The sequence below is a fragment of the Halomonas sp. PAMB 3264 genome, assembly GCF_031954245.1.
In the GTDB taxonomy this organism is placed as follows: domain Bacteria; phylum Pseudomonadota; class Gammaproteobacteria; order Pseudomonadales; family Halomonadaceae; genus Vreelandella.
In genome coordinates this window covers 1,643,796-1,663,502 of record NZ_CP134866.1, presented here as the reverse complement: position 1 = coordinate 1,663,502, position 19,707 = coordinate 1,643,796, and the positions used below count along the sequence as shown (strand labels likewise).

Sequence of the window (19,707 nt, the reverse complement as noted above, 5' to 3'; positions counted from 1 at the left end):
GAAAAACCCCGCCTCTGGCGGGGTTTTTTTATGTCTGAATCACGTGTTTGGCAGGACGTGCCTGGAAAAACGCGAGCTTACAAAAGCGCTCACAGCCTTCGCGGCTCCGGCTCCAAACGCACGCCAAATCGGGATTCGACCGTTTCGACCAGGCGCCGGGCGACATCGAGCAGCTCCACACGGCTGCCGCCGCCAAAATGCACCATCACCAGCGCCTGGCGCTCGTGTACCCCAAAGGCGCCGAAGCGCTGGCCCTTGAGCCCGCACTGATCGATGAGCCAGCCCGCGGCGAGCTTATAGCGCCCGTCAGGCTGTGCAAAGCTCGGCATATCCGGGTACCGAGTGCGCAGCGTCTGGGCCGTGGCGTCGCTTACCACCGGGTTTTTGAAAAAGCTGCCGGCGTTGGCGAGCACGTTCGGGTCCGGCAGTTTCTCCCGACGCGTGCTGCACACCGCCTTTGCAACCTGAAGCGGCGTTGCCTCGCTAGTGACTCGTTGGGCCAGATCACCGTAGCCAAGCTTGGGCGCTCCGGTTCGGGAGAGCCGCAGCGCCAGGCGCAGAATCGCGACTTTTCCCGACAGTTCGCGCTTGAAGATGCTGTCACGGTAGGCCAACTCACACTGCTCCCGTGAGAGCCAGTAGACGCGTCTGGAGTCAAGCGCCATGACCTGTACGCCTTCGAGGCAGTCGCCGAGCTCGACGCCGTAGGCGCCGATGTTCTGCACTGGCGCCGCCCCACAGCGCCCAGGAATCAGCGCCAGGTTCTCGAGCCCCCACCAGCCGCGCTTGGCGAGCGTCATCACCAGCGTATGCCAGTGAACGCCGGCGCCTACGTAAGCGACGCCCCCATCACCGCGCCGTTCGATCCACCACTGATCGAACTCCAGCGTGATCGCCGCACCAGGAAGATGCTCTGGCAGCAGCACGTTGCTGCCGCCGCCGAGCAGCGTGACCGGCCACTCGTTTTCGCGGCACGTATCCAGCACCTGGCGAAGCTCATCAGGCGTTCTGGGGCGGGCGCCGATGTCCGCCGTGCAGGGAAGTCTCAACGTATTGGCGCGGGTCAGATCCACCCGCTGTTCAAGCGTTGCAGCCATCAGCGCTTTCTCAGCGCTCTAATCAGCCCGTGCGAGGCCGCCTCGATCAGATCCAGGACGTGCTCGAAGCCCTGCTCGCCGCCGAAGTACGGGTCCGGCACCTCGGTTTCGCCGGCATCCGAGTACTCCAGAAAGAGCCCGGTGCGCGCACGGCAGCCGTCAGGCGCCATTGCTCGAATGGCATCGAGGTTATCGCGGTCCATGCCAAGCACGTAGTCGAAGGCGTCGAAATCCTCGCGACGAAGCGTGCGCGCCTTGAGCCCACTGATATCCACCCCGCGGCGAAGCGCCGCTTTTTGGGCGCGCTCGTCCGGCGCCTTACCCACGTGCCAGTCGCCGATGCCGCAGGAATCGACCTCGACATCACAAGAGAGCCCGCCGTCAAAGAGTGCCTTGCGAAACACGCCTTCGGCGCTCGGTGAGCGGCAGATATTGCCCAGACAGACGAACAGTACCCGCGTCATTGGGCCTCCGTTTGTTCGATGAGTAAACGCACCCGCGCCAGATCTTCAAACGTATCCACCCCGGTGGGGTTTTGCGCGCAGGCCAGCGCCACCTGAATGAAGTGGCCGTGCTGAAGCGCTCTGAGCTGTTCGAGTTGCTCCAGCTGCTCGAGTTGGGAGGGCGCCATGTTTTGGTAATCGCGCAAAAAGCTCGCCCGATAGGCGTAGATGCCGATGTGCCTGAGCCAGGCATCGGTACTCAGAAGGCTCGGCTTCTGCGCGAACTGCTCGCGATCCCAGGGCACAGGCGCTCGTGAGAAGTAGAGCGCGCGCCCGGCGTGGCTGCAGGTCACCTTCACCACGTTCGGATTGAATAGCGTCTCGACATCCACGATCGGCTCGGCAAGCGTGGCGATCGACGCCTCGGGGTCGTCGGCCAGCCGCCCGGCCACCTGGTCGATCAGCGCCGGCGGAATCAAGGGCTCATCGCCCTGGACGTTGACGATCAGTGTGTCGTCGTCGAGGCCCAGCCGCTCGGCCACTTCCGCCAGGCGGTCGGTGCCGGAGGGATGATCAGCGCGGGTCATGACGACCTCGGCGCCCAGCGGCACCAGCGCCTCGCGAATACGCTCGTCGTCGGTGGCCACCACCACGCGCTGGGCCTGGCTCTGGTTGGCGCGGCGCCAAACGTGGGCCACCATTGGTTCACCGGCGATCTCCAGAAGCGGCTTACCGGGCAGGCGCGAGGAGCCAAAGCGCGCCGGAATGACGACGACGAAATCCGTTGAGCCTGCCATTTACGCCTGCCCCGTGCGTCCCGGGGAGGTGTTGAGCTTCTCGTCGGCGCTGAGTACGCGCGCCTCTTCCGGCAGCATTACCGGGATACCCTCACGAATCGGGTAGGCCAGCCCATCGTAGTAGCAGATGAGCTCCTGCGCGTCGCGGTCATACTCGAGCTTGCCGTTACAGAGCGGGCAAACCAGCATTGCCAAGAGTTCCTTATCCATGAACGCCTTCCTCGTGTGTGTGGGTCGATAGTGATTCATTCGGGGGCCGCGTGGCCAGCGCGTCGGTAAGCCAAACGCCAAACGCGTCGGGAAGCTCGGCCTCGACCTCCAGCGCCCAGCTCTCTTTTGGTGCCAACGTCCGACACTTTACCGCGTCCTTGGCCGTCATCACGAGCGGCCTGGGCGGAGTAAACGCAAGCGTTTTGGCATCGAACGCGTGATGATCAGAAAACGCGTGTCGTTCGCCTTCGACGCCAAGGGCCTCCAGCGTCTTGAAAAAGCGTTCGGGATTGCCGATACCCGCCACCGCGTGCACTGGAGACTCGAAGGGGAGCGGTGTGAGCGCGGCGTGCTCGCCGCTGCCCACCCGCTGCCATCGCGCCGGGGCGAGCGTCATCATGACCGGCTCGACGGGCAGCGGTCTTGCGAGAGTACCGTTGACGATCACCGCGTCCACGCTTTCAAGCTTGTCCGCCGGCTCCCGCAGCGGCCCGGCGGGCAGGCAGCGCCGGTTGCCAAGCCCCCGCACGCCGTCGACCACCAGAAGCTCGATATCGCGGCCCAGCGCCAGATGCTGCAGGCCATCGTCACTGATGATGATGTCGCAGCCGCGCTCGATGAGCGCCTGGGCGCCGCGCGGACGGTTCGGGTCCGCCGCCACGCACGCGCCGGTTTGGCGAAAGAGCATCAGCGGCTCGTCGCCGCAGTGCTCGACCGGGGTCGTTTCCTCCACGATCAGCGGATAAGCCGGCGCGCGGCCGCCGTAGCCTCGCGTGACGATGCCAGGCGTATAGCCCTGACGCGTCAAAAAAGCGGCAAGCCAGGCCACCAGCGGCGACTTGCCGGTACCGCCGAGGGTGATGTTACCCACCACGATGACCGGCACCGGCGCGCGCCAGACGCTTTTTTTACCCGTGCGATAGGCGCGAGCGCGGCGCTTGATCACGGCGCCATAAAGCGCGCTCAAGGGCAGAAGCGGTAGAAGCCAGGGCGCCCGGGAGAGACGCTCCCGGTAGACCCCGTCGAGCCAGCGGCTGGCAAGGCTCACGCGTACTCCTGAAACTGTATCTGGTGGAGCGCGGCGTAAGCGCCTTGGCGCTCGAGCAGCGCCTCGTGAGTGCCCTGCTCGACGATCCGCCCCTGGTCCATCACGACGATGCGATCGGCGCGCTCGATGGTAGAGAGTCGGTGAGCGATCACCAGCGTCGTGCGGCCTTTACAGACGTACTCGAGCGCCTTTTGAATATAGCGCTCGGATTCGGAATCGAGCGCCGAGGTCGCCTCGTCGAACACCAGAATGGGCGCATTGCGATAGATCGCACGGGCAATCGCCAGGCGCTGGCGCTGGCCGCCGGAAAGCGTGAGGCCATTTTCGCCGACCACCGTATCAAGGCCCTGCGGAAGCTGGTCGATGAACTCGCTGGCGTAGGCCGCCTTTGCAGCCTCCTCAATGCGCGCCCGGTCTGGCGCGTCCTCGCCGTAGGCGATATTGGCGGCGATGGTGGTGTTGAACAGCGTCACCTGCTGCGAGACGATCGCGATGTGCTTACGAAGCGCGCCGAGCGCGTAGTCGTCACTATCGGCACCGTCGATGAGCAAGCGCCCCTCGGAAGGCCGATAGAAGCGCGGCAGTAGCCCAACCAGCGTGGACTTGCCGCCGCCGGAGCGTCCCACGATGGCGATCATCTCCCCCGGCGCGATGTGCAGGTCGATGCCGTGGAGCACGTTGGGCTGCTCCTCATCGTAGCGAAAGCTCACGTTTTCAAAGCGCACCTCCCCCTTGAGCGTTTCGGGGTCCAAAGTGCCGTTATCCGGCTCGGTAGACAGATCCACCACCGCGAACAGCTCGGAAGCGGCGGCCAGCCCCTTTTGAATGTCGCCGTTGATTTCGGTGAGCTGGCGCACCGGCTTGATCATCAGCGCCGCGGCGGTGATGAAGGCCACGAACTCGCCTGGCGTCATGTCGGCCAAAAAGGCCGGCGCCATGGCAAGCCACACCAGTAGCGCCATGGAAATCGCCACCAGCATCAAAATCACCGGCGAGCTGATCGCCTTGGTCATCGCCTGCTTCATGCTCTGGCGGCGGTTCTCTTCACTGGCGCGCTCGAAGCGTTTTTTCTCGAAGGTCTCGGCGCCGTGGGTGCGCACTACCCGATAGCCGGAGAGCGCCTCTGATGCCACGTGGGTCACATCGCCTACAGAGTTCTGTATTCGCTTGGAAATCTTGCGAAAGCGCTTGCTGACGAAGCTCACGACCACGGCGATCACCGGCGTCACGGCCAAAAAGAGCAGCGTCAGCATCCAATTGGTCCAGAGCAGATAGAGCACCAGCCCGACGACGAAGAGCCCTTCGCGCAGAATCACCGTGACCGCGTTGGTTGCCGCACCCGCGACCTGCTCGACGTGGTAGGTGACGCGCGAGACGAGATGACCGCTCGAGTGCTGATCGAAAAAGCGCCCGGGCAGATGCAGCATGTGATCGAACACGTCGCAGCGCAGCGTATGAATCACGTAGCGACCCACATACGCCATGTAGTAGGTGCTCAAGAACGTTCCTACCCCGCGGGCGGCGAACATCAGCACCACGAACAGCGGCAAAAAGAAGCGAAAGGCGGCGTCCGGGTTCTGTATCCCGTCGATCAGGCGCTTCATCATCTCGGCCAGCGCCGTGCTGGACGCGGCGTAGATCACGAAACCGATGATCGCCAACGCAAACATTTTCCAATGGGGTTTTACGTACTCCAACAAGCGTTTGTACAACGCCCAGCTCGAATCGGTCACGCGTGCTCCAGCCCTAAAGTGCAGTGCGCCGAATTCTACCCTAAGGCGCGGCGTATCAACACCGCTTGCGCCCTTTCACCGACGCGCGCGCCGTTTCGACGCGTATTGCTTGGCCCCTCTCGACATGAAATGTCAGCGCTCCGTCCTCCGCGGTGCTCCAAAGGCAGCTCCCCACGCTTTGATACCGGCGCACCACCTCATCCGCCGGATGGCCAAAGGCGTTGTCACGCCCGGCGCTGAAGATCACATGCCCAGGCGCACTTTCACGTACGAACTGTACCCCGGAGCTCGAGCGGCTGCCGTGGTGGCCCGCCACCAGCACGCTGACCGGGGACTTCAAATCACCGATCAGACGCCGCTCGGTCTGGCGCCCGACGTCACCGGTGATCAATAGCCGATGTTCGCCCACGCTGACCTCGAGCACGCAGGAGCGCTCGTTAGGCGTGAGCGCGTTCTCCCCGGCCGGTGGCCAGAGCACGCGGTACGCGATTTCGTCGTGTGTCCAGTGCTGGCCTCGGGCGCAGGGCGTAAACGGTGCGGCTACCGCCTCGCCTTCGGGCGCCTGCCAGGCCGTAACCTTGTGTTCGCTCAAAAGCGCCCGAACGCCGCCGGCGTGGTCGCTGTCACCGTGGCTGACGATCACACGATCGAAGCGCTGTCCCGGCGGCCATAAGGACTCGATCGGCATGAACCCGCTTCGAAAACGCGGGCCGGTATCGTACAAAAACCGCTGTGTGGCGCTTTTAAGCTCGATGAGCTGGCCCTGGCCTACATCGAAAACGGTGACGCGCAAAACCCCGGGCGCAAGCGATTTGGGCTGGGAGAAAAACAGCAGCGCGGCGGCCACCGCGCAGGAGGCCGCACGCAGCCAGCGTGGCACGAAGGCGAGCCCGAAACAGAGCGCCAATAGTAAAAGCGCCGCGGCCAGCGCAAAACGCAGCTCGATTGCGGGCTCCCAAAGCGGTAGCGCTTCAAGGGCGATGCGTAACAGCGCATCAAAAACGTTGAGGGCGGCTCCAAAGCCGCGCCAGACGAGCTCGCCGGCGCCGAACAGCGGCGCCAGCAGCCAGCCCAGCAGCGCCAGCGGAACCATGACCGCGCTCACCCAAGGCACGGCGAGCAGATTCACCAGCGGCGCCCCCGGCGCCACGCGACCAAAGCTGACCAGCACCGCCGCTGCCATCAGCGGCGACAATAAAAGCTGCGTTCGCACCAGCGCCCAGACCCAGCCCTTGACGCCCTGAGGGCGCGCTCGCCCCTGCCAAATGACGATCAGCCACGCCACGGCGACAAACGATAGCCATAGCCCTGGACGCCAGGGTGCAAGTGGGTCGACCAGCACGACCAGTAAAAGCGCCAGCCACCAGGCCTGCCAGACCCTTGGCGCGTGGCGCCCGCTGAGTACCCAGAGCCCGAGCAGCGTCATCACCATGGCGCGCATTGCCGGCGGCCCCAGCCCCGCAAGCGCGGCGTAACCCACGCAGGCAAGCCCCGCCGCGGCCCAGGGCCAGGCGCGCAGCCGCCAGTTTTGCGGCGTTGTCAGCCTGGCCAACAGCCGGCTGATCCAGAGCACCATTGAGGCCACCAGCCCCACGTGCAAGCCTGAGATGACCACCAGGTGCGTGGTGCCGGTGGCGTTCAAGAGCGTCCAATCGTCCTGGGTCAACCGCTGGCTCGCGCCCAGGCTGAGCGCGGCGAGCCAGCGTTTGGTGCGTGCATCCAGGGAAGTGGCGTCGATATGTGCAAGTGCAAGTGACCTCAACGTCGAACGCTCTGGGGTGATCAACTGCGGGGCCGGGGCCGGGCGCACGTAGCCGGTGGCATGGATGCCCTCGCGCCAGAGCCAACGGGCGTAATCGAAGCGATGTGGGTTTTTGAACCCGCCGGGCGGGCGCAGGCGAAGCGTGAGCCGCCAGGTTTGGCCCGCTTCAAAGGCGGTATCGCCGTAGGCGCTGACGCGCACGCGATCGAGCCCGGAGCACGCCAGGCGCTGCGCCGGGCTTTCGCACTCGAGCAGCTGCAGGTTTAGCCGGCTCAAGCCTTCATCGCGCTGCGCCTCATCGATGCGCGCAATGACGCTGAGATCCTCGCCGCCGAGCCCCGCCGGCAGGGTTCGCTGCCACTCGAGATGAACGCCGAACAGTACCCAGCCGCCGGCCAGCAGCGCGGGCAGCACCCGGGGAACGCGATTGACGAGCAAAAGCGCGGCCACCAGCACCGCGCCGAGGGCGGGCAGTAAACGCCCTTCGGCGCCGCTGTACTCGGCAAGTATCGCCGCGCCGAGCGCTGCCATGGCCGCCGGCGCGACCACCCCTGTTCGCATGTTCCCCCCCATACCGGTACGTGACGACCGGCGTAGCCTTCGCGGCGCGCGATGTGGATAATGGAGCGCACTATCTCAAAGAGTAACCGACATGCCGCGCCGTTTCCTGCAGCGCTACATGCCCAAGCCCGACACCCTGAGACGCCAGCGATCGCTTCGCTTCATGGCGCCCCTGATCGCCGACCCCGGGCTCTGGCTGTTGACGCGTAAAAGCGTGGCCAACGCCTTTAGCGTCGGTATCTTTTGCGCCCTGCTGCCGATTCCGCTGCAGATGATGGTGGCCGCGCTCGGCGCGCGGATCGTGCGCTGCAACCTGGCGCTATCGGTGAGTCTGGTCTGGATCACCAACCCGCTGACCATGCCGGTGATTTTTTACTTCAACTACCGGGTGGGAACGTTTTTGATGGGCGCGCCGGTGCGCGAGGCACCGTCGCGTATTTCGACGCGCTGGCTGGCCGAGCAGATGCACGATCTCTTGCCGCCGCTGTTTTTAGGCTCGATCGTCACGGCCGTTGTGCTCGCCGTTCTCGCCAACGTGGCCATTCGCCTGCTCTGGCGCTGGCACGTCTCCTACAACTGGAAACGCCGCCGACAAAAGCGTCGGCGGCGTCGGGCCAAAATCGAATCCGAGTTCGACAAGTAACGCGCTACTTGAACGTAGCGCCGGGCGTGTCGTTTTCCAGCCGCCCCGCGTTCAGGCGCATCACGCGATCCTGATGAGCGGCAAGGCCCACATCGTGGGTCACGATCACGAAAGCGCAGGCGCTCTCGCGGGCGAGTTCGTCCATCAAGCTCAGGATGGTGCCGGCGGTGGTTTGATCCAGGTTGCCGGTCGGCTCGTCCATCAGTACAAGGCTCGGGTCGGTGACCAGGGCGCGTGCGATCGCCACGCGCTGGCGCTCGCCGCCGGAGAGCTCGCCGGGCTTGTGATCCGCCCGCGCCTTCATTCCTACCCGCGTCAGAATCTGCATGGCACGCTCTTCGGCGACCTTTTTGCGCTGACCGCGAATAATCAGCGGAAGCGCTGCGTTCTCCAGCGCGCTGAATTCCGCCAGCAGATGATGAAACTGATAGACGAAGCCGATGTAGCGGTTTCGAAAGTGGCCAAGCTGGGTCTCGTTGAGCCCGGCCAGCGACTCGTCGGCGATGGTGATGCTGCCCTGGCTTGGGCGGTCGAGACCGCCGAGCAGGTTCAAAAGCGTCGTCTTGCCGGAGCCGGAGCTTCCGACGATGGCCACGCGCTCGCCAGCGCGCACCTCGAGGGTGAGCCCGTCGAGTACCGTCAAATCCTGGGGCCCTTCGCTATAGATGCGGGTGAGCGACTGACAGGAGAGCATCACCGGGGCGTGGGAAGTGGCTGTGGTCATGGGCGCGTCCTTATTCATAGCGCAGTACGTCCGCCGGCTGCACGCGCGCGGCCCGCCAGGCAGGATAGAGCGTCGACAGGAAGGTCAGGCCGAAAGCGGCGAGTACGATATTGCGAATGTCGCTGAAAATCAGTTTCGAGGGCAGGTGACTGACGAAGTAGACGCCGGAATCCAAAAACTGAATGCCGGTGACGGATTCGAACCAGCCGATCACGTCCGAAATCGTTAGCGCCAGCACCACCCCGGCCAACACGCCAAGCGCGATACCGATGATGCCGATGGTCAACCCCTGAACGATGAAGATGCCCATGATCGAGCGCGGTGTGGCGCCAATGGTGCGCAAAATAGCGATGTCGGCGCGCTTGTCGGTGACCACCATGACCAGCGTCGAGACGATATTGAACGCGGCCACTGCGACGATCACGGTCAGCAGCAGCCCGATCATGCGCTTCTCCATCTGGATCGCCTGAAAGAGACTGCCCTGGGTGAAGGTCCAGTCCCGACCGATGTAGCCCGGCCCGAGATCGTTGACGATCGCCTGAGTTTCGCTACCGGCAGCGAACAGATCGTCGAGCTCCAAGCGCAGCCCGCCGATGGCGTCGCCCAGCCGCGCCAGCGTCTGCATATCCGAAATATTGGCGTAGGCAAGACTTCCGTCGAGATCGGCGCCGACGCTAAAGATGCCGCTAACGGTAAAGCGCTTGAGCCGTGGAAACACACCCGCGGGGGTGATCGAGGCCTCGGGCACCAACAGCGTGACACGGTCGCCGACGCCTACTCCCAGCCGGTTGGCCAGCATCGAGCCGAGCACCACGTTCCAGGAGTCCGGCGCCAGATCAGAAAGCTCGCCTTCGCGCATGTGATCACCGATGATCGACACCTGGTCTTCCCAGGCCGGGTCGATGCCGGTCACCATCGCGCCCTGATTGCGCCCGCTGGCCGAGAACATGCCCTGCTGCTCGACGTAGGGGGCGACGCCGATCACCCGGTCGCGCTCGATCAGCCGATCGGCCAGTGCCTCCCATTCCACGAGCCCCGGGCGGTATTCGATCTTGGTGTGCGGCACCATGCCCAGAATGCGGTTGCGCAGTTCGTAGTCGAAGCCGTTCATCACTGACAGCACCAGAATCAGCACGGTCACGCCGAGTGTGAGCCCCAGCATGGAAATCAGCGAAATAAACGAAATAAAGTGGTTCCGGCGTTTAGCGCGCACGTAGCGCAGCCCCACCAGAAAAGGCAAACGATCAAGCATGGCGTCATCCCTTGGTTAACTGGCGCCCATGGTACGGTTTTTTTCAACGCCCTGCATGGGTAAACGCGCCTTGTAAATACAAACCTTCTCACCCGCCTGGCCGGGCACGGCTGGCTTGCAACTTGCCCGGTGACCCCCTACATTGCGCCTTTTGGCCGGTCTCGACGCCGGCGTTTTCCCTGGCAACGAGAGCACTCATCCTTGGCAACTTTCCCTTACCGTTTGCTGCCGGAATGGCACCCTCAGGACGGCCTGCAGCTCACCTGGCCGCGCGCCGACGGCGACTGGCAGCCGCTTTTAGAGCGCATCGAGGCAACGATGGAGCGCATCGTGCTGGCCGCTGCGCGCTATCAGCGCGTTATCGTAAGCGTGCCGGACGCCGCCACGTGTGCGCGCCTGGAGTCCCGCTTTGCGACCCTTGGCGTACCCCGCGAGCGGCTGCTTCTTGTCGAGGCCGACACCGACGATACCTGGGCGCGAGATCATGGCCCGCTTGGCGTTATGGCGGAAGACGGTGACATGGCGCTGCTCGATTACACCTTCACGGGCTGGGGCGGCAAGTTTCCTGCTCGCCGAGACAACGCCCTGACACGCGCGCTCGAGGCGCAGAACGTCTGGGCCTGTCAGGTGCTGCCACGGGCGCTGGTGCTCGAAGGGGGCGGTATCGAAACCGATGGCCAGGGAACGTTACTGACGACCAAAGCGTGCCTTTTGAACCCGAACCGTAATCCAACGCTTTCCCAGGCAGAGGTTGAGCAAGCGCTCAAGGCAGACTTTGGCGTCGAGCGCATTCTGTGGCTCGAAAACGGCTATCTCGAAGGCGACGACACCGACAGCCACATCGACACCCTGGCGCGCTTTTGCAGCGTTGACACCATCGCCTACGTGCGCTGCGACGACGAGTTAGACCCGCACCATGCGGCGCTAAAATCGATGGAGGCCGAGCTCAAGGCGTTGCGCCAGCCAAACGGCGAGCCCTACCGCTTGATCGCCCTGCCCTGGCCTGCCACGGCGCTCGACCCGGACGACGGCCACCGGCTGCCCGCGACCTACGCCAACTTCACCATCATCAACGGCGCCGTGCTCGTGCCGACCTACGCCGACCCGGCGGATCTGGAGGCGCTCAACGCCCTGGCTCAGGCGTTTCCCGAGCGCCGGATCGTTCCCATCGAGTGTCACAGCGTGATTCGCCAGCACGGCAGCCTGCACTGCCTGACCATGCAGCTACCCAAGGGCACGCTCAACCCTGCCCGTTTCAAGGAGGCCTCATGAGCCGAGAACTGACCGTCGCCGTCATTCAGCAAAACGCCTGGCCGGACAAGGAGAAGAGCCTTGCGGCCTCCGAAGAGGGCGTACGCGCCGCCGCCGGGCGCGGGGCGAAGCTTGTGCTGCTCCAGGAGCTTCACGCCACCCACTACTTCTGTCAGTACGAGGACCCGGCGCTTTTTGACCTGGCCGAGCCGCTGGATGGGCCGACGAGCCAGCGCCTGGAAGCGCTCGCCCGCGAGCTCGACATCGTGCTGGTCGGCTCGATTTTCGAAAAGCGCGCCGCGGGGCTCTATCACAACACCGCGGTGGTTTTCGACGGCGCGCGTGGCCGCGTCGGCCAGTACCGCAAGATGCACATTCCCGACGATCCGGGCTTTTATGAGAAGTTCTACTTCACCCCGGGCGACGTCGATGAGCGCCGGGGCGAAGGCTTCACACCGATCGATACCTCGGTCGGCCGGCTCGGCGTGCTGGTGTGCTGGGATCAGTGGTATCCGGAAGCGGCGCGGCTGATGGCGCTCTCCGGTGCAGAGCTGCTGCTCTACCCCACCGCGATCGGCTGGGACAAGACCGACGACGAGCAGGAACAGGCCCGCCAGAAGGAAGCGTGGACGCTGGTTCAGCGTGCCCACGGCGTGGCCAACGGCCTGCCGGTGCTGGTCGCCAACCGGGTCGGCTTCGAGCCGGACCACTCCGGCGTCGGCTCGGGCATCGACTTCTGGGGCGGCAGCTTCGTCTGCGGCCCTCAGGGCGAGCTTCTGGCCCACGCCAGCGACGAGACCGAGCAGCTGGTGGTCACTCTCGACATGGAAAAAAGCGAGCGCACCCGGCGCATCTGGCCCTACCTGCGCGACCGCCGCGTGGACGGCTACGGCGATCTGACGCGGCGCTATCGCGACTGATACGCCCTCTTCACTCAATACGAAAACGCCGGCGCATTGAGCGCCGGCGTTTTCGTTCAAGCCAGAACGGGTTCGACGTTGGCGTCTATTTCCAGAAATCGCGAATCGAGGCGATGCCCTGGGCGCCAACGGCGCGGGCGTGGTTGGCATCGAAACGCGTCATCCCGCCCAGCGCGAATACCGGCATGCCGGCGCGCTCGACGAGCTGCTGAAAGTCGTGCCAGCCCATGGGGGCCACATCCGGGTGCGACGGCGTGGTGCGAAGCGGCGACAGCGTGACGAAATCGCAACCAAGCGTGGCCGCCTTGTCGAGCTGAGTTTGATTGTGGGTCGAGGCAGAAAGCCACTTGCCCTCGCCGATCGGGCGCCGCTCAAGCTCCATCAGGCGCTGGCTGGTCAGGTGAATGCCGTCGGCGTCGACCTGCTCCAGAAGCTCGGGCTCGCCGTTGAGCAGAAGTCTGGCGCCGAACTCGCGGCACAGCGCCAGCGCCGTTTGCGCGCGCTGTACGTAGGCATCGCGCGCAAGGCCCTTCGCACGCAGTTGAACGAGGCGAACGCCGTCCTCGTCGAGCGCGCGGCGCAGAAGGCTTTCAAAGCGCTCATCGTCCGGCTCCTCGCCGGTGATCAGGTACTCCTTGGGCAGCATCACCGCGCGCAAGATGGGCAGATTGGCCGCCGGGAAGGGATAACCGACCAGATCCTCCATCGCGACCCAGCGAACCGCCTGGCCTTCACGCCCGAACGGCTCGCCGGCAAATTCGTGCACCTGCCAAACGTCGAGCAGGATATGCTTGTCGCTGTACTCGTGGTGAACGCGAATGAGCGGCTGGGCGCGGCGGATCTCGACACCGAGCTCTTCATGGAGCTCGCGCTTCAAGCCCTCGAGCCCGGTTTCGTAGGGTGCGAGCTTGCCGCCGGGAAACTCCCATAACCCGCCGTGATCCACGTTGGAGGGCCGGCGAGCGATCAGTACGTGCTTTTTATCGGCGCTAACGATGGCGGCCGCGGCGACGTGAACCCGTCGTTTTACCATTACATTCATGACGTTCTTTTCCACATTGGAGCGCCCGGCGAGCCGGGCACTTGACTACAAAGAGCGAAGCCTTGTACCAGCGCTCTTGTCCAGAAACGGCTTTAAAAAGGCGGCGCGCCTAGCTTCGGTAGTCGGCGTTGATGGAGACGTAGTCGTGCGACAGATCCGAGGTCCAGACGGTTGCGCGCGTCTCGCCCCGGCCCAGATCGATACGAATGGTAATCTCCTCCCCCTTCATCACCCGACTGCCCGCCTGCTCAGAGTAGCTCGCTGCCCGGCCGCCGTTTTCGACCAGACGCACATCACCCAGATCGATCACCACGCGGCTGACATCGAAGTCATCGACCGGCGCGCGCCCGACGGCGGCGAGAATCCGCCCCCAGTTGGCGTCACTGGCATAAAGCGCGGTCTTTACCAGCGGCGAGTGCGCCACGGTGAAGCCGACGTCCAGCGCTTCCTGGCGGGTCATTGCGCCTTCAACGTCCAGAGTGACGAACTTGGTGGCCCCTTCGCCGTCGCGAATGATCGATTGGGCAAGCTCGGTCATCACGCCCTGTAGCGCCTGGCGAAACACCGCGATCTGCTCGTCGGTTTCAATGCAGACGCCGGTGTTGGTCGCGGCGAGCATGCAGGCGTCGTTGGTCGAGGTGTCGCTATCCACCGTGATCGCGTTGAAGGAGCGGTCCACGGTTTCGCGCAAAAGCCGCTGTAAAAGCGACTGCTCGATACGGACATCGGTCACCACGAACCCAAGCATCGTGGCCATGTTGGGCTTGATCATGCCCGAGCCTTTGGTGATGCCGTTGATACTAAAGCGCTCGCCATCGATCTCGGCGGTGGCCGTGGCGCCCTTGGCGCGGGTATCGGTGGTCAGTATCCCCTCACCGGCAAGCTTCCAGGCCTCGCTATCACTGGATAGCGCTTTAAACGCGTCAGGGAGCCCCGCCAGCAGCCGCTCCATGGGCAGCGGCTCGCCGATCACGCCGGTGGAGAACGGCAGCACCTGCTCGCTGGAGACACCGGCCTGCTCGGCCGCTGCCTCACAGGTGCGCCTGGCGTCTTCAAGCCCCTTTTCGCCGGTACCGGCGTTGGCGTTGCCGGTATTGATGACCCAGTAGCGTGAGGACGGCGTTGCCGCCAGATGCGATTTGGCGGTAATGACCGGCGCAGCGCAAAACGCATTTTGGGTAAACACCGCCGCCGTTACGGCGGTGGCTGGAAGCTCGATGACCACCAGATCGCGACGCTGGGGCTTTTTGATCCCCGCCATGGCGGAGCCCAGGCGTACCCCTTCAAGAGGCGCCATCGTTGGAAACGGACAGTGACCCACCGCCATGCTCTTCTCCTGTAACGTCTATCGGTGCGCGTAGGGCGCGCGTCATTGAAGCTTGCCACAGCACTGCTTGTACTTCTTGCCAGAGCCGCAGGTGCACGGGTCGTTACGCCCGACCTTCGGCGCTTCGCGCCGCTGCGGGGCGGCTTCGCTACCGCCGTCCAGGCGTGAAGCCGGGGCCTCGGCGCCGCCTGAGTCCGCGGCGCGCTGGGCCTCGGAGGCGGCTGCCTTTTCGCGCGCGGCGTCTTCACGGCGCTTCTGCTCGAGAGCGTCTACCTCTTCGGGCTGGCGCACCTGCACGTGGCTCAGGATACGCGTCACGTCTTCCTTGATGTTGATCAGAAGCTGCTGGAAGAGCTCGAAGGCTTCGCGCTTGTACTCCTGTTTGGGGTTTTTCTGGGCGTAGCCGCGCAGGTGAATACCCCGGCGCAAGTGATCCATCGATTGCAGGTGCTCTTTCCAGCGGGTATCGAGGACCTGGAGCATGACCTGCTTCTCGAAGCGCTGGATCAGCGCCTGACCGGCGGCGGCGATCTTGGCGTCATACGCTTCGCGGTGCATGGTCTGCAGGCGCTCTCTGAGCTTCTCTTCGCTGAAGCGATCGTCCTCGGCAGCCCACTGGGTGACCGGCGCGTCGAGGTTGAACTCGGTTTTCAGGTGCGCTTCGAGCCCGGGAAGATCCCACTGTTCGGCCAGGCTTTGGGGCGGTACGTAGTCGCTGATGGTGCTCTCCATCACCTCTTCACGAATGCCGATCACCGCCTCGGATACCTCATTGGCGGCCAGCACGTCATTGCGCTGCTCGTAGATTACCCGGCGCTGATCGTTGGCGACGTCGTCGTACTCCAGAAGCTGCTTACGAATGTCGAAGTTGCGTCCTTCGACCTTCTTCTGCGCCCGCTCGACGGCGTTCGACACCATCTTGTGCTCGATCGCCTCACCGCGCTCGAGTCCCAGTGCCTGCATCAGGCGCTTGACCCGGTCGGAGCCGAACAAACGCATGAGACTATCTTCCAGTGACAGGAAGAAGCGCGTGGAGCCCGGGTCGCCCTGACGACCGGCGCGGCCGCGAAGCTGGTTGTCGATGCGCCGCGACTCGTGGCGCTCGGAGCCGATCACGTGCAGCCCGCCCGCCTCGAGCACCGCATCGTGGCGCTGTTGCCAGTCGGCCTTGAGCGCGGCGATCTGCCCCTCGTCAGGGTTGTCGAGCTTGGCGACATCCGCTTCCCAGTTGCCGCCGAGCATGATGTCGGTACCGCGTCCGGCCATGTTGGTGGCGATGGTGACGGCCCCGGGACGACCGGCCTGAGCGATGATCTCGGCCTCGCTCTGGTGCTGCTTGGCATTGAGTACGTTGAACTGCATGCCGGCGTTTCGCATCAGCTGGGCCAGGTACTCGGAGGTCTCGATCGAAGCGGTACCCACCAGCACCGGGCGACCCGCTTCGGTCACCTTTTGGACGTCCTTGATGATCGCTTCGAACTTCTCTTCGCCGCTGAGATAGACCAGGTCGTTCAAGTCCTTGCGCGCAAGCGGCCGGTTGGTCGGGATGACCACCACGTCGAGGCCATAGATCTGACGGAACTCGAAGGCTTCGGTATCGGCGGTGCCGGTCATGCCGGCGAGCTTCTCGTAGAGACGGAAGTAGTTCTGAAAGGTCGTGGAGGCAAGCGTCTGGCTCTCACGCTGCACGGTCACGCCCTCTTTCGCCTCCACGGCCTGGTGCAAGCCTTCGGACCAGCGCCGGCCCGGCATGCTGCGCCCGGTATGCTCGTCGACGATGACCACCTGGCCTTCGACGACGATGTAGTCCACGTCACGCTGGTAGAGATTGCGCGCGCGCAGCGCCGAGTGCATGTGCTGGAGAAGATTCAGGTTCTGGGCGGCGTAGAGCGAGTCGTGTTCGCCCAGCAGGCCCTGGGAGCGCATCATCTCCTCGACCTTGTTGTGGCCCTGCTCGGTAAGCTCGACCTGCTTTTGCTTCTCGTCGAGCACGAAATCGCCGCTGACCGGCGTTTCGTCGTCCTCGCTCACTTCGCCACGCTCGAGGTGCTGCGCCAGGCCGTTGACCACGTTGTAGAGCTCGGTGTTCTCGTCTACCGCGCCGGAGATGATCAAGGGCGTGCGCGCCTCGTCGATCAGGATGGAATCGACCTCGTCGACAATGGCGAAGTGCAGGTCGCGCTGCACCTTCTCTTCCAGCGAGAACGCCATGTTGTCGCGCAGGTAGTCGAAACCGAACTCGTTGTTGGTGCCGTAGGTGATATCGCACTTGTAGGCGTGACGCTTCTCTTCACCGGTCTGGCCCGAGAAGATGACGCCCACGGTCAATCCGAGAAATTCGTAGAGCGGGCGCATCCACTCGGCGTCACGCCGGGCCAGGTAGTCGTTGACCGTGACCACGTGCACGCCCTTGGCGGGCAGCGCGTTGAGATAGACCGCCAGCGTCGCCACCAGCGTCTTGCCCTCGCCGGTTTTCATTTCCGCAATGCGCCCGCGGTGAAGCGTCATGCCACCGACCATCTGAACATCGAAGTGGCGCATGCCCATGACGCGCTTACTCGCCTCGCGCACGACCGCAAAGGCGTGGGGCAACAGCTTGTCCAGCGATTCGCCGGACTCCAGGCGCGTACGTAGCTCGCCGGTCTGCGCCTGTAGCGCGGCGTCGTCCAGCGCCTCGATCTCGGCTTCGAGCTTGTTGACGTCCTGCACGCTTTTCGTCATGCGTTTCACGTCGCGGTCGTTCTTGGAGCCAATGGCCTTGCGCAATAATGTGTTAATCATGAAGTTTCCAAATCATTTCAAGCGCACCAGCGGAGCACCCTTAAAAAAAGCTGTTTCAAGCGAAACGGTAAAGACGGAAGTGATGCTGGGCGGCGGGCGGGCCGCGCGGAATCAATACGTCGCGGGCGGCGACCCGGGGCAAGGCCAAACGAGAGGCGATCAAACGACGCTTTTCTACGCGCGCGGTGATTTTTTTGACACGACGCAATAGGGAGCGAACTCGACGCCGACGGGCCAAACGCTGCGACTGAACCCGCAGAATGGCAGGCACCCAAAGACAGATCGTCGCCGCGCGCTCGCTTGACTTGACGGCGGATAGCGGTGATAGCGACACCGGTAGCAGGCAACTGACCAGAAGCCCCGCCAGCCACCAGCGCGCAAGCCCGCTGCGGCGAGCGCGCCGCAGGGCTATCCGGGGGCTAGGCGCGGACATGGATGACATGCTGGGTGTCGACTCCCTGGCGTGTTAGGCTCTTTCGATAACGCCCCGGCCGCTCGCAACTGGCGGCCCGAAAGCGCACGGATCCGGTTTTCTGGAATTAAGCGTATGAGTATAAAGGTTAAGCGTTCCCGCGCACAGCCCATCGGCCAGGTGCTTAAAAGCTCTTCCGACATTAGCAACTTGATGCGTCAGTCGCGGCTGATCGATCAGGCCCAGCGCCACCTGCGCGCCCACCTGCCTGAAGAGATGCGTGAGCACATTTTTGTCGGCGGCTTCAGCGACGCCCGTCTGACCCTGATCAGCGGCCAGGCAAGCTGGCTTGCCTGGCTTAGATTCGAGCAGCACCGACTTTTACAACTGCTGCATCAGCTGCCCGGGTTCGAAGCCGTTACCGGCTTTCACTTCAAGGTACGCCCGGTTCGCCCGATCGTCGCGCCGCCACGCAATACCCGGGCGCTTTCGCAAAAAGCGAGTGAAACGCTCACCCAGTGCGCCGAAGATACTCAGGACAGCCGCCTAAGAGGGGCGCTCAAGCGCCTGGCTTCCCACGCTGCACGCAAGAACCCATCTTCCTGAACGCATAAAGCACCGCAAAGCGGTGCTTTATAAATGGGGGAGCCGATGGCGTTTTCAACCGCGCCCCGCTTTAAAACGCCAACCCTCATACTTCAGGGCTCAGCGTCTGGTCTGAAGAATCAGGCCATGGCCGGCGCGGCGTAGGAGATCGGCGCCACGTCCTTTTCGTCTTCGAACGTGACGATTTCATAAGCTTCGGGGCGAGCGAGCAGCTCGCGACAAAGCTGGTTGTTCAGCGCGTGACCGGATTTAACGCCGCGGAACTCGCCGATCAGGCTAAAGCCCAGCTGGTAGAGATCGCCGATCGCGTCCAGCACCTTGTGCTTAACGAACTCGTCCTCGTAGCGCAAACCGCCCTCATTCACGATTCGGTAGTCATCGACCACGATGGCGTTATCGAGGCTTCCGCCGAGTGCCAGGTTATTGGAGCGCAAAAACTCCAGGTCGCGCATGAAGCCAAAGGTACGCGCCCGCGATACTTCCTTGACGAAGGAGGTCGTTGAGAAGTCGATCAGCGCGTCCTGATGCTGCTGCTCGAACACCGGGTGATCGAAATCGATGGAGAACGACACCTTGAACCCCTGATGGGGCAAAAATACCGCTTCCTTGTCGCCATCCCGAACCGCGATCCGCTCCTTGATGCGGATGAACTTCTTGGCGGCGTCCTGCTCGAGGATGCCAGCGGACTGAATCAAAAATACGAAAGGGCTGGCACTGCCGTCCATGATCGGAATTTCGGCGGCGCTCACATCGACGTAGGCGTTATCGATACCGAGACCGGCAAACGCCGACATCAAATGCTCGACGGTCGCGACCTTGACGCCGTTTTGCGAAAGCGCGGTGCATAGACGGGTGTCCTCGACCAGCTCGGCGCGAGCGGGCACGTGTACCACGGGGTCCAGATCGGTTCGAACGAATACGATACCGGTGTTCGCGGGCGCCGGGCGCAGCGCCAGATGGACTTTTTTACCCGAGTGCAGACCCACTCCGGTAGCGCGAATCACGTTTTGTAATGTACGTTGTCTGATCATGGGCGTGGTAAAACTCTGATAACGGGGTCTTCGTCAAGAAACCGACGCCGACCGTAAAAAGGGAAGT

The 19,707-nt window shown here is 63.7% G+C and carries 19 protein-coding genes; 6 read left to right on the top strand and 13 right to left on the bottom strand.

The features are described 5' to 3' along the window. Positions 1-89 precede the first annotated feature (89 nt). The 7 genes from murB to RN347_RS07360 are packed head-to-tail and all read right to left on the bottom strand — an operon-like array spanning position 90 to position 7,651. On the bottom strand, positions 90-1,097 hold the full coding sequence (gene murB / locus RN347_RS07390; protein WP_311960700.1) for a UDP-N-acetylmuramate dehydrogenase: 1,008 nt from the start codon (positions 1,095-1,097) through the stop codon (positions 90-92). Further along, on the bottom strand, positions 1,097-1,561 hold the full coding sequence (locus RN347_RS07385) for a low molecular weight protein-tyrosine-phosphatase (protein ID WP_263584265.1): 465 nt from the start codon (positions 1,559-1,561) through the stop codon (positions 1,097-1,099). The genes murB and RN347_RS07385 overlap by 1 nt, the downstream gene beginning before the upstream one ends. Further along, a complete protein-coding gene (gene kdsB, locus RN347_RS07380; RefSeq protein WP_263584266.1) occupies positions 1,558-2,337 on the bottom strand; it encodes a 3-deoxy-manno-octulosonate cytidylyltransferase in 780 nt (259 codons plus the stop codon). The genes RN347_RS07385 and kdsB overlap by 4 nt, the downstream gene beginning before the upstream one ends. Then, positions 2,338-2,547: a Trm112 family protein gene (locus RN347_RS07375; RefSeq protein WP_252107600.1), complete on the bottom strand. Its 210-nt coding sequence runs from the start codon at positions 2,545-2,547 to the stop codon at positions 2,338-2,340. It abuts the gene before it with no gap. Continuing rightward, positions 2,540-3,595, bottom strand: coding sequence for a tetraacyldisaccharide 4'-kinase (lpxK, locus tag RN347_RS07370; protein WP_311960699.1), 1,056 nt, complete (start codon positions 3,593-3,595; stop codon positions 2,540-2,542). Before lpxK ends, RN347_RS07375 begins: the two co-directional genes overlap by 8 nt. Then, the gene (msbA, locus tag RN347_RS07365; RefSeq protein ID WP_311960698.1) at positions 3,592-5,328 is read right to left on the bottom strand and encodes a lipid A export permease/ATP-binding protein MsbA; all 1,737 of its coding nucleotides are present in this window, start codon (positions 5,326-5,328) and stop codon (positions 3,592-3,594) included. The genes lpxK and msbA overlap by 4 nt, the downstream gene beginning before the upstream one ends. A 55-nt stretch (positions 5,329-5,383) precedes the next feature. Then, entirely contained in the window at positions 5,384-7,651 is a 2,268-nt protein-coding gene (locus tag RN347_RS07360; protein ID WP_311960697.1) for a DNA internalization-related competence protein ComEC/Rec2, read from the bottom strand. A gap of 91 nt (positions 7,652-7,742) precedes the next feature. Here RN347_RS07360 and RN347_RS07355 point away from each other — a divergent pair, with 91 nt between their 5' ends. Further along, positions 7,743-8,294 (top strand): DUF2062 domain-containing protein, encoded by a 552-nt coding sequence (locus RN347_RS07355; protein WP_263584270.1) that lies wholly within the window; start codon positions 7,743-7,745, stop codon positions 8,292-8,294. Between the two features lie 4 nt (positions 8,295-8,298). Here RN347_RS07355 and RN347_RS07350 read toward each other — a convergent pair whose 3' ends face one another. Further along, positions 8,299-9,018 carry an ABC transporter ATP-binding protein gene (locus RN347_RS07350; protein WP_263584271.1) on the bottom strand — a complete coding sequence of 240 codons (720 nt, stop codon included), beginning with the start codon at positions 9,016-9,018 and terminating at the stop codon, positions 8,299-8,301. Between the two features lie 10 nt (positions 9,019-9,028). Beyond that, positions 9,029-10,270, bottom strand: a complete 1,242-nt coding sequence (locus RN347_RS07345) for a lipoprotein-releasing ABC transporter permease subunit (protein ID WP_263584272.1) — start codon at positions 10,268-10,270, stop codon at positions 9,029-9,031. Between the two features lie 201 nt (positions 10,271-10,471). Between RN347_RS07345 and RN347_RS07340 the strand changes: the two genes are divergently transcribed. Together RN347_RS07340 and RN347_RS07335 are read left to right on the top strand one after the other, a co-directional pair. Further along, positions 10,472-11,542, top strand: a complete 1,071-nt coding sequence (locus RN347_RS07340; protein ID WP_311960696.1) for an agmatine deiminase family protein — start codon at positions 10,472-10,474, stop codon at positions 11,540-11,542. After that, positions 11,539-12,441, top strand: coding sequence for a carbon-nitrogen hydrolase (locus tag RN347_RS07335; protein ID WP_263584274.1), 903 nt, complete (start codon positions 11,539-11,541; stop codon positions 12,439-12,441). The genes RN347_RS07340 and RN347_RS07335 overlap by 4 nt, the downstream gene beginning before the upstream one ends. Before the next feature lie 85 nt (positions 12,442-12,526). Here the strand turns inward: RN347_RS07335 and RN347_RS07330 are convergent, their stop codons facing one another. The 3 genes from RN347_RS07330 to secA all read right to left on the bottom strand — a co-directional run bounded on the left by RN347_RS07330 (position 12,527) and on the right by secA (position 17,591). Then, a complete protein-coding gene (locus RN347_RS07330) occupies positions 12,527-13,474 on the bottom strand; it encodes a Nudix family hydrolase (protein WP_311960832.1) in 948 nt (315 codons plus the stop codon). Positions 13,475-13,592: 118 nt separating this feature from the next. Beyond that, entirely contained in the window at positions 13,593-14,810 is a 1,218-nt protein-coding gene (gene argJ / locus RN347_RS07325; RefSeq protein WP_311960695.1) for a bifunctional glutamate N-acetyltransferase/amino-acid acetyltransferase ArgJ, read from the bottom strand. Positions 14,811-14,852: 42 nt separating this feature from the next. Further along, complete coding sequence (gene secA / locus RN347_RS07320; protein ID WP_263584276.1) at positions 14,853-17,591, bottom strand: preprotein translocase subunit SecA; 2,739 nt, start codon at positions 17,589-17,591, stop codon at positions 14,853-14,855. On the opposite strand from secA, the gene RN347_RS07315 reads away from it, so the two are divergent. From RN347_RS07315 to RN347_RS07305, 3 genes are all read left to right on the top strand, one after another. Then, positions 17,590-17,802, top strand: a complete 213-nt coding sequence (locus RN347_RS07315; protein ID WP_311960694.1) for a hypothetical protein — start codon at positions 17,590-17,592, stop codon at positions 17,800-17,802. The genes secA and RN347_RS07315 overlap by 2 nt on opposite strands. A 49-nt stretch (positions 17,803-17,851) precedes the next feature. After that, the gene (locus RN347_RS07310) at positions 17,852-18,061 is read left to right on the top strand and encodes a hypothetical protein (RefSeq protein WP_311960693.1); all 210 of its coding nucleotides are present in this window, start codon (positions 17,852-17,854) and stop codon (positions 18,059-18,061) included. Positions 18,062-18,138: 77 nt separating this feature from the next. Continuing rightward, positions 18,139-18,609 (top strand): DciA family protein, encoded by a 471-nt coding sequence (locus RN347_RS07305; RefSeq protein ID WP_311960692.1) that lies wholly within the window; start codon positions 18,139-18,141, stop codon positions 18,607-18,609. A 119-nt stretch (positions 18,610-18,728) separates the two neighbouring features. Here the strand turns inward: RN347_RS07305 and lpxC are convergent, their stop codons facing one another. Next, a complete protein-coding gene (gene lpxC, locus RN347_RS07300; protein WP_311960691.1) occupies positions 18,729-19,640 on the bottom strand; it encodes a UDP-3-O-acyl-N-acetylglucosamine deacetylase in 912 nt (303 codons plus the stop codon). Positions 19,641-19,707 lie beyond the last annotated feature (67 nt).

What these genes read in the sequence shown, in the direction of transcription:
- murB (WP_311960700.1), bottom strand. Translation starts at nt 1,097, where the DNA reads ATGGCTGCAACGCTTGAACAGCGGGTGGATCTGACCCGCGCCAATACG.
- RN347_RS07385 (WP_263584265.1), bottom strand. Translation starts at nt 1,561, where the DNA reads ATGACGCGGGTACTGTTCGTCTGTCTGGGCAATATCTGCCGCTCACCG.
- kdsB (WP_263584266.1), bottom strand. Translation starts at nt 2,337, where the DNA reads ATGGCAGGCTCAACGGATTTCGTCGTCGTCATTCCGGCGCGCTTTGGC.
- RN347_RS07375 (WP_252107600.1), bottom strand. Translation starts at nt 2,547, where the DNA reads ATGGATAAGGAACTCTTGGCAATGCTGGTTTGCCCGCTCTGTAACGGC.
- RN347_RS07360 (WP_311960697.1), bottom strand. Translation starts at nt 7,651, where the DNA reads ATGCGAACAGGGGTGGTCGCGCCGGCGGCCATGGCAGCGCTCGGCGCG.
- RN347_RS07355 (WP_263584270.1), top strand. Translation starts at nt 7,743, where the DNA reads ATGCCGCGCCGTTTCCTGCAGCGCTACATGCCCAAGCCCGACACCCTG.
- RN347_RS07350 (WP_263584271.1), bottom strand. Translation starts at nt 9,018, where the DNA reads ATGACCACAGCCACTTCCCACGCCCCGGTGATGCTCTCCTGTCAGTCG.
- RN347_RS07345 (WP_263584272.1), bottom strand. Translation starts at nt 10,270, where the DNA reads ATGCTTGATCGTTTGCCTTTTCTGGTGGGGCTGCGCTACGTGCGCGCT.
- RN347_RS07335 (WP_263584274.1), top strand. Translation starts at nt 11,539, where the DNA reads ATGAGCCGAGAACTGACCGTCGCCGTCATTCAGCAAAACGCCTGGCCG.
- RN347_RS07330 (WP_311960832.1), bottom strand. Translation starts at nt 13,474, where the DNA reads ATGGTAAAACGACGGGTTCACGTCGCCGCGGCCGCCATCGTTAGCGCC.
- argJ (WP_311960695.1), bottom strand. Translation starts at nt 14,810, where the DNA reads ATGGCGGTGGGTCACTGTCCGTTTCCAACGATGGCGCCTCTTGAAGGG.
- RN347_RS07315 (WP_311960694.1), top strand. Translation starts at nt 17,590, where the DNA reads ATGAAGTTTCCAAATCATTTCAAGCGCACCAGCGGAGCACCCTTAAAA.
- secA (WP_263584276.1), bottom strand. Translation starts at nt 17,591, where the DNA reads ATGATTAACACATTATTGCGCAAGGCCATTGGCTCCAAGAACGACCGC.
- RN347_RS07310 (WP_311960693.1), top strand. Translation starts at nt 17,852, where the DNA reads ATGGCAGGCACCCAAAGACAGATCGTCGCCGCGCGCTCGCTTGACTTG.
- RN347_RS07305 (WP_311960692.1), top strand. Translation starts at nt 18,139, where the DNA reads ATGAGTATAAAGGTTAAGCGTTCCCGCGCACAGCCCATCGGCCAGGTG.
- lpxC (WP_311960691.1), bottom strand. Translation starts at nt 19,640, where the DNA reads ATGATCAGACAACGTACATTACAAAACGTGATTCGCGCTACCGGAGTG.